The sequence below is a fragment of the Candidatus Neomarinimicrobiota bacterium genome, from assembly GCA_030743815.1.
Taxonomy (GTDB): domain Bacteria; phylum Fidelibacterota; class Marinisomatia; order Marinisomatales; family S15-B10; genus UBA2146.
In genome coordinates this window covers 1-8,021 of the sequence record JASLRT010000108.1, presented here as the reverse complement: position 1 = coordinate 8,021, position 8,021 = coordinate 1, and the positions used below count along the sequence as shown (strand labels likewise).

Here is an 8,021-nt window from a genome sequence, read left to right as displayed (position 1 = left end):
TGTTATCGGTACACCGGCAAGTTCCATCGTTTATGCCAGCGGTCAGTTAGATGCCAAAGATTTTATCCGTATGGCGACGATTACCTGGCCAATAGCGCTGGTTGTTATGGTAATCATGGTTATCGTTTATTGGGTGGGTGTACTGGGTTATGGAGTCTTGACGGGAGGATAAAGATGTCTGAAATAACTATCGGAGCCGTAGTATTAATCATTTTGATTGTGGTTTTCATGTTCGGCAGAAGCAGACAGATGAACAGGGTAGAAGCCGACAGAAGCAACAGACACCAAGAGAAAGAGTCGTGGGCTGAGGAATCTGTCATGAGCTACGCTGAAGTTCAGAAGTTTCGGAAAGAACTGATTAAATCGGCAGAAGAGAAAATGGCTGATGAACCTGATCAGGTAAAGCGTCTGAAAGAGATAATCGATGACTGGGCAGATCTGAAGGTGAAGGGATTCCGTGACAGACGGTCGTGGGTGCGAACGCCCGAGGAATCTGAGGAGTGATCACCGCCTATTATAAAGCATTGACATTGATACCGTTTGGCTCCACTAAAACTGGTATCAATTGGTACGCGAAAAAGTCGTCAGAATGGCAACAATCCTATCTTGGAGCTCACGATAGGGGTCACTGTCTCCCGTATACCCGTTCATCATAATAGAAAACGCCAGCGTTTCGTTGTCGGCACTCGTGAGATAACCTGACAGCGAACTGACTCCTCTCAGCGTGCCCGTCTTGGCACGTGACTTCTGCTGCAGATTTTCCGACATCATCCGCTTCTCCAGAGATCCGTCGGCACCACCGATGGGAAGGGCCACCACGAATTCAGGATAAATCTTGAAGCTATCATGGGCCCATAGCAAGAGCTGAACAATCTGGTCTGGACTGATAAGGTTGTATCGCGACACGCCCGAACCGTCAGCGTATTCCATTCGTAAGGTATCGATGCCGACCTCATCAATCAGGAATGTCTTGATGGCTCTCAGACCGTTTGCCCATGTGCCTTGAGCTGAATCGGTTATAGCGCCGACAGTCTTCACTAGCACCTCCCCAGTGAGATTGTCAGAAATCTTGAGGAAATTCTTGACAGACTCTGAGAGTGGTTCGGATCTGTGATAGGATAGAAGGACAGTGTCTGCGGGGACGGTATCTTGCCACACCAGTCCGCCTACGGTTATGCCACCGTCGACGAGCAGCTCTTTCAAAACAGTACCGGCATAGATAGCAGGATTTTCCACGGAGCGCGTGAACTGTCTTGAATAGCTATTGAGGGGGATCTCTCCTGTGATATCGATTATATTCTCTTTCGTCTTCCATCTTCGTTGAACTTTGAGGCTGTTCTTGCCACTATTCGCTCTTACAGTGGTCGCTTTCAGATCAATCGATATATGTGCTGTAGGCGGATCAATACTTACAAGAGGGAGACTACCTTCTTTCGGGCCGGGCCGTACGTGAACAGTCACACAATTATCGTTTAGATTCATGGCGTCTATAGGAGCGAAATACCATAGAGCACCCTCATCCCACATCCAGCCGGGTCCCCAAGGATCTGAATCAAACAGTGTGTTATCAACGACGATATTTCCCTGGATTGCTTTAATACCAAGAATTTGTAGCTGCTCTACCATCTCGCTCAGTTCACGATCAGTGAGGTCGGGATCGCCGCCGCCTTTAAGATAAAGATTTGCGATCTCTGAATCGGGGTGATTCTCACTCTTTGAGTTGGTATACAGCTTGGTCATAAAGCGGTAATGGGGACCGAGAAAGTGAAGGGCGGCCGCGGCGGTAAACAGCTTGACATTGCTTGCCGGAATGAAGAGATGATCGGCATTGTGTTCATATATCACTTCGCCAGTCAAGGGAGAGACGACCATGACTCCGAGGTTTAGATTATTGTCCACACTGGCGGCTGCGGCATCGATTCTTTTAGCAATGTTAGCTTTCTGTCCCGCCGTTATCCGCGGTATGTGATGGACAGTCTGAAACGAACACGACGCTAAAAGCAGCAATACTGTCGTGGTGAGAGGGAGACAGCGACTAAACTTAACGAGTATCATGACTATCGGTAGAGAAAGTATTTCTCCCTTTTTGCATCAAAGGATTTCAGGGCATCCGAGTATTCTGCCACTATGTCCTCAGCTGACATGCCAGCTGAAAGAGCCCTTGAAAGCATATCTGATCCCGTCAATCGATTCAATGCCTCTGTCCTTATCCGCAGTCTGCCCGGGTAGTTTGCTTGCAGAGTAGTCAAGAGAGTAATCCCCGTCCACACACTCTGGAAGACAGACCTGTCCACAATTCTGATTTCAACGCCGTGACAGACTTCACCCTCATACTTCGGATTGATCACTTTGCCTCTCATCACGATGGGAGTGAATTGAACAGGTCGAAAAGCGACGCCGGGAAGTGTCGCTCTGTTCATTTGCTGAGATAATGTCGTGCCATCAATCCAAGGTGCACCGATCCAGAGAAAAGGGTGATCCGTGCCACGCCCCTCTGAAATATTGGTAGCTTCAAGCAAAACCATCCCGGGATAAACCACGGCTGTATTGAGATCGGGAATGTTCGGTGAAGTGTCGATCCACGGAAGGTCAGTATCATCAAACCAAAAGGCTCTGTACCAGCCTAATAATGGAATTACTTCAAGTGATGGTGTAAAGTTAATCCACCTCTCAGATATAATCATTTGCGCCAGTTCACCGGCTGTCATGCCGTACTGAAAGGGAATAGGATAGTAACCAACGAAGGAGCGGAACTCAAGATCAAGAATCGGTCCGTCGATACGCATGCCAGTGAGAGGATTCGGTCTGTCGAGGATTATCACCGGAATATCGGCCTCGGCTGCCGCTTCCATCATCAGTCCCATGGTTGTGATATAGGTGTAGAAGCGGGCGCCGATATCCTGAATATCGTAGAGCAAAAGGTCGATCCCTTCCAGCATTTCCAGGCTCGGTTTACGATTCTTGCCGTAAAGGCTGTAGACGCGGGCCGTTGCCACAGAGTCGCCATATTGAATCTTCTCTCCACCGGCGGCTTCACCGAAAAGACCGTGTTCAGGCGAGAAGAGTGCCACTACATTGGTGCCGGGGACAGTGGCGATGAGTTCCCAGATGGGCTTGCCATCTCTGCCCACTCCTGAGTGGTTGGTGACGATTCCTAGCCGTTTACCTGTTAATTTGTGGGCGTGGTTCGCGAGAAGGTTTTCCAGGCCAGTCTGGATGTGATTTTTTTCCGTCGATGGTAATTTTTTACCAAACTGTTCTATCTGATCTTTATGAACACCATAGAGGGGAAGCGAGTCCTGACCGATGGCGGCGGATAGTAGCCATAAGAATAGAAGAATCTGGATCAGGAAGATGCGAAGGTACGCTTGACTGGCGCTGAATGTCATTATGCTCTACGGATAAACGGCTACTGGAGGTTGATCTGTTGAACCTTTATGATTTCCTCGATCTGTTCCAGTTGCTTTATGGATGTATCGTCAAGTGGTTCATCGAGACGAATAATACCCATAGCCAAACGTGATTTGCTCTTTCGTCCTAATTGATAATTGGCGATGTTGACTCTCTTCCTGCCAAGAAATGTGCCGACTTTTCCAATCACACCCGGGACGTCATTGTTGTAAACTATCAATAGATTCCCCTCTGGATTTGTATCGAGATGAAATCCGTCGAAGTATGTAATCCGGGCGTGTTTTTCCGAGAATAGGCTTCCCTTAATCTTAAGGGAATGGTCGTTAGCAAAAACTTCTGTTGAAATGATATTTGAGTAGTCTCCCGAGCCGTGGCCATAGATCTCTTGAACATCGATTCCGTGCGACTCGGCCACGGCGGATGCATTAACAAAATTGACGCCACTGCCATGCATCATCTCAAGAAATCCCTTGAGAAAAGCAAGAGTAATCAATCTTGTGTCTTGAAGAGCACCATGTGTTTCCACAACGATACGGTCTGCTGGTGAAGTGGCAAGCTGTTGATGCATGAGTCCCAATTTTTCAGCTAGACTGATGAACGGCCTCATGGTCTGCAGCAACGATATATCTGAAATGGGAATATTGATGGCATTCGCTATTGATCCATCGAGCAGAAAGTCTCTCACTTGTTCACATATCATACGTGATACACCCTCTTTTGCTTCGTAGGTCGAAGCACCAAGATGCGGTGTGAATAGAATATTTTTTGCATCTATGAGGGGACTTTCCTGAGGCGGTTCGTTCTCAAAGACGTCAACAGCTGCGCCAGCAATCATTTCTTTGTCAAGAGCTACCTTCAGATCAGCTTCATCAATGACGCCGCCTCTGGCGCAATTAACGATCATCGCTGAAGACTTCATAGTCTTGAATCGCGCCATATTGAACAGGTCAGCGGTACTGTCAGTCTTAGGCACATGGAGCGTTATAATATCGCTCACTTTAGATAGTTCATCTATATCAAGAAACTCAACATAGTCGAGTTCGTAATTATCGGCTTTTATAAAGGGGTCGTAGCCGACAATCTTCATACCAAAGGCGTGCAGACGTCTGATCACTTCACTGCCAATTTTACCGAGCCCAACTACGCCTAAAGTCTTTCCTTTCAGCTCGGTACCCACCAGTTTCTGCCGTTCCCATTTCCCCTGGCTTAGACTGCTGTATCCTTTGTGTACATTGCGCGCAAGAGAGAGAATAAGTGCAATTGTGTGCTCAGCGGCTGAGAATGTATTGGCCGCCGGCGTGTTCATCACCACAACACCGTTGAGGGTCGCGGCGTTTAGATCGATGTTATCGATTCCAACGCCGGCCCTTCCGATCACTTTCAGGTTTGAGGCTCTATCTAAGTTGTCAGCTGTCACGGTTGTTCCGCTTCGGATGATCCACCCAGCCACCTCCGGTAGTACCTCCTCAATCTCTGACGATGAACCGTCAGCCAGATCCACAAGTTGGATTTTCGCCTCAGAAAGTATTGCTTTGCCGCCGTCCGAAATGGGATCCGTCACTAGGACTTTCATACATTCATTTCCAGTAACGTTTCGTCCAGAACGGAGAGGATTTCTTCTATATCTCTCAATTGAAGATCACCCATATGCGCAATTCGGAATGTCTTTCCCTTCAGCGGTCCGTATCCGCCAGAAATCATATATCCCTTCTTCAATAACCTCGCCAGCAAATCTGTCAGGTCAACGCCGCGACTGTTTTGGACGCACGTGACCGTGTCCGACTCATAACCTTCTTCTGCAAACAGTGAAAACTCTTCTCGCGCCCACTTGCGGACCCTTTCAGCCATCTTACTATGTCTCTCGAATCGTTGGTCCAATCCTTCGTCAAAGATACGGTTCAATTGGGTCTGCATAGCATACATATGAGAAATGGAAGGGGTTGTTGGTGTCTGAGATCTTTTGGCATATTTCTCCATCACTTGAAAATCAAAGTAGAATCCCTTGTTATCTGTCTGTTCACTTTTCGCCAAGGCGCGGTCTGAAACGGAACAGAACGCGATTCCGGGCGGAATTCCCCATCCTTTCTGGACTCCCGCCAACGCCACATCGATTCCCAGTTTATCCACTTTCGTTTTAATACCGGCCATTGACGTGACCATATCGATCAGTAGAACCACATCAGGGAACTGATTCACTACGGCGGCGATTTCATCAAGAGGATTCAAGACTCCTGTCGAGGTTTCGCTGTGTACAACGGTGACTGCGTCGTATCTGCCTGTGCTCAAGGCTGCTTCAACAGCCTCCGGCTTGTTGGCCATGCCCATCTCAACTTCGAAAGGATCGCACAGGATGCCGCACATCTTAGTGATCTGATGCCAACGTTTAGAGAATGCACCACAGATGAAGTTGGCACACCGTTTCTGGACTGTATTTCTTACGGCCGCTTCCATAAATCCTGTGGCTGTACAAGTCCCAAGATAGATACGGTTATCTGTATAAAGAATCCTGGCTACGCCGGAGATAACGTCATCGTATAGTTCTGAAAAAGTAGCGGAGCGGTGACCAACGGGGTATTCGCTCATGGCGGTAAGCACTTCCTGTTCTACATGAGTCGGCCCTGGGATAAACAGTTTGGGCTTTGAATGGCTGCTCATGTCATCTCCATGGAGCGCATCACTAATCCTGTTGGACACTTAGGGTAGAAATAGGTTGATTTCTGTGGTAAGATGCCATTGTTTTCCATAACAGAAAGTAGTGATTCAATGGGCATAGGAGCCATCAAAAAGGCCATCTGAACATTTCCGTCTTTGATCTCTTCAGCACACTCGTCTTCGCTGCGGAAGTAGTGAATGTACTTCTTATGTGAAATATCGTCCTCCGAAAGACCGAAAATCTTTTTCACAATTACTTCTTCACATATGACTACGTCCAGATCGGCTAGAGAAGAAGGTTTCAATTCACTTTTCAGCTGAAGATACTTTTCCTCTTTCAGCGTTATTACATCGTGCTTCAGATCTGGTCGTAAGTAAGTCATGATGGGAAGATCTTGATTTGCCGTTTTATCTCCAAAAGTAAAGTATTCTTCAAGCTGACTGTAGAAATAGTTATCGTCAAAATTCTTTAGGGAATGGAATCCGCGGTGAGTAGGGTAGATGACCAGACCTTTAGATGAAGCGGGAACCAGGTAAGCCATAATATAGGCTGAATCGAGTCCTTCAGATAGAGAACTATCGCTATGGAATGTCAGGGAAGCTTCGCACCGATGGTGTCCATCGGCGATGAGTGCAGGTAGATCAGCCAGTGTTTTCTCAAAATATTGTGTTAAGGAACTGTCTGTGACAGCTGTCAACTCAAGATCGACTGGACTGCCAAAATCTGTTCGCGACTTGGCGGATGGATAGGCATCAAACGCCTTGTTAAGTCTGCGAGTCTCTTCAGGATTGTCATGGTAGACAAAAAAGATAGGACTGAGATGAGCATGGGTGGCCTCCATCAGTTTGATGCGGTCAAGCTTTGGTTTCGCATGCGTCCGTTCATGACCTACAACATTACTGGTGGTATATGGTGCCAGTCTCAGTTCGCTGATGAATCCTGTTCGTCTCATCTTCTGACCCAAAGGAGATACGAATGTTTCTCTCAAACGCCAGATGCCAGCTTCAGGTAATTGTGTCACGATTCCTTCTTTTTGCCACTGGCGCCATAGGTCACCAGCACGGGCATAAGAATTGACAGCTGGATTGCTGTCATTATCCAAATGTGGCAGAGTAATATTGACCAGATTATATTCGGATTGTTCGTTTAGCTTTTTTCTTATTATAGGCGAAATGATATCATACGGTGGCGCAGCGACGTTGGCGTAATCGCCAACGATTTCAAGATTGTAAGTATATCCTTTAAAAGGTCGAACGTCTGGCATGAAAAAAGAGCTTTTAGTATATCGTTTTGGCCTACAAATATTAAGGCAGAACAAATATAATCAAAAGGGCTATTCCCATGTCAGTTTATGATAATGGGTGATAAAATGGTCAGAATATTATATATTAATACTTCTAAGTTCACAGACCTTCTGGGTGTTTGAATACCCGATTTTGCAGAGTTTGGATTCAAGTGATTATACTTATATCGATAAACAGACCTGTACTTTCTTGAAAGCCGGCCTAATACCGTGAGTTTCAGCTACAAAGAGTTCGCAATAGATAAACTTTCAGTAATCGGGGCCGGTCAGATTGGACCCGACATATGCCTCCATTTCGCTAAAGTATTTGCTCGTCATGATGTCCAACTCGTCATCGTTGATATAGTTGAAGAGGCTCTTTCTGCTGCACGGGGTAAGATAGAGAAGAAAGTGGGACAAGGGGTTAAGTCCGGCGCTTTCACGGATGAACTGGCACAATCAATGATGAATAGTATCATATATACGACGGACTATCAGAAGATAGCCGGGTCGAATATCGTTCTTGAAGCGGCAACAGAAGATGAAAAAATAAAAAATATAATTTTCAACCAGGTAGAAAAAATTTGTGATGACCAATGTCTTTTGTTATCAAACTCCTCCCATATGCGACCGGAAATTATTTTCCAAAATATTGATAATAAGAAACGTTGTCTT

General features: G+C 46.5%; 7 protein-coding genes. 2 read left to right on the top strand and 5 right to left on the bottom strand.

The window, feature by feature from the left end:
* Positions 1 to 174 precede the first annotated feature (174 nt).
* The gene (locus QF669_09100) at positions 175 to 504 is read left to right on the top strand and encodes a hypothetical protein (protein ID MDP6457586.1); all 330 of its coding nucleotides are present in this window, start codon (positions 175 to 177) and stop codon (positions 502 to 504) included.
* Between the two features lie 57 nt (positions 505 to 561).
* On the opposite strand, the gene dacB is transcribed toward QF669_09100, so the two are convergent.
* Genes dacB through QF669_09075 form a run of 5 tightly spaced genes read right to left on the bottom strand, consistent with a single transcriptional unit; the run spans position 562 to position 7,328 of the window.
* Entirely contained in the window at positions 562 to 2,055 is a 1,494-nt protein-coding gene (dacB, locus tag QF669_09095; protein ID MDP6457585.1) for a D-alanyl-D-alanine carboxypeptidase/D-alanyl-D-alanine-endopeptidase, read from the bottom strand.
* Positions 2,056 to 2,057: 2 nt separating this feature from the next.
* Positions 2,058 to 3,389, bottom strand: coding sequence for a DUF1343 domain-containing protein (locus QF669_09090; GenBank protein MDP6457584.1), 1,332 nt, complete (start codon positions 3,387 to 3,389; stop codon positions 2,058 to 2,060).
* 20 nt (positions 3,390 to 3,409) lie between these two features.
* Positions 3,410 to 4,984, bottom strand: coding sequence for a phosphoglycerate dehydrogenase (gene serA, locus QF669_09085; protein ID MDP6457583.1), 1,575 nt, complete (start codon positions 4,982 to 4,984; stop codon positions 3,410 to 3,412).
* On the bottom strand, positions 4,981 to 6,066 hold the full coding sequence (locus QF669_09080) for an alanine--glyoxylate aminotransferase family protein (GenBank protein MDP6457582.1): 1,086 nt from the start codon (positions 6,064 to 6,066) through the stop codon (positions 4,981 to 4,983). Before QF669_09080 ends, serA begins: the two co-directional genes overlap by 4 nt.
* Positions 6,063 to 7,328, bottom strand: coding sequence for a DUF1015 domain-containing protein (locus QF669_09075; protein ID MDP6457581.1), 1,266 nt, complete (start codon positions 7,326 to 7,328; stop codon positions 6,063 to 6,065). Before QF669_09075 ends, QF669_09080 begins: the two co-directional genes overlap by 4 nt.
* A 249-nt stretch (positions 7,329 to 7,577) precedes the next feature.
* Here QF669_09075 and QF669_09070 point away from each other — a divergent pair.
* Positions 7,578 to 8,021 (top strand): 3-hydroxyacyl-CoA dehydrogenase NAD-binding domain-containing protein (locus tag QF669_09070; protein MDP6457580.1); only part of this gene is annotated, 444 nt, incomplete at its 3' end.

Coding starts and splice junctions, on each gene's coding strand:
- QF669_09100 (MDP6457586.1), top strand. CDS start 175: ATGTCTGAAATAACTATCGGAGCCGTAGTATTAATCATTTTGATTGTG.
- dacB (MDP6457585.1), bottom strand. CDS start 2,055: ATGATACTCGTTAAGTTTAGTCGCTGTCTCCCTCTCACCACGACAGTA.
- QF669_09090 (MDP6457584.1), bottom strand. CDS start 3,389: ATGACATTCAGCGCCAGTCAAGCGTACCTTCGCATCTTCCTGATCCAG.
- serA (MDP6457583.1), bottom strand. CDS start 4,984: ATGAAAGTCCTAGTGACGGATCCCATTTCGGACGGCGGCAAAGCAATA.
- QF669_09080 (MDP6457582.1), bottom strand. CDS start 6,066: ATGAGCAGCCATTCAAAGCCCAAACTGTTTATCCCAGGGCCGACTCAT.
- QF669_09075 (MDP6457581.1), bottom strand. CDS start 7,328: ATGCCAGACGTTCGACCTTTTAAAGGATATACTTACAATCTTGAAATC.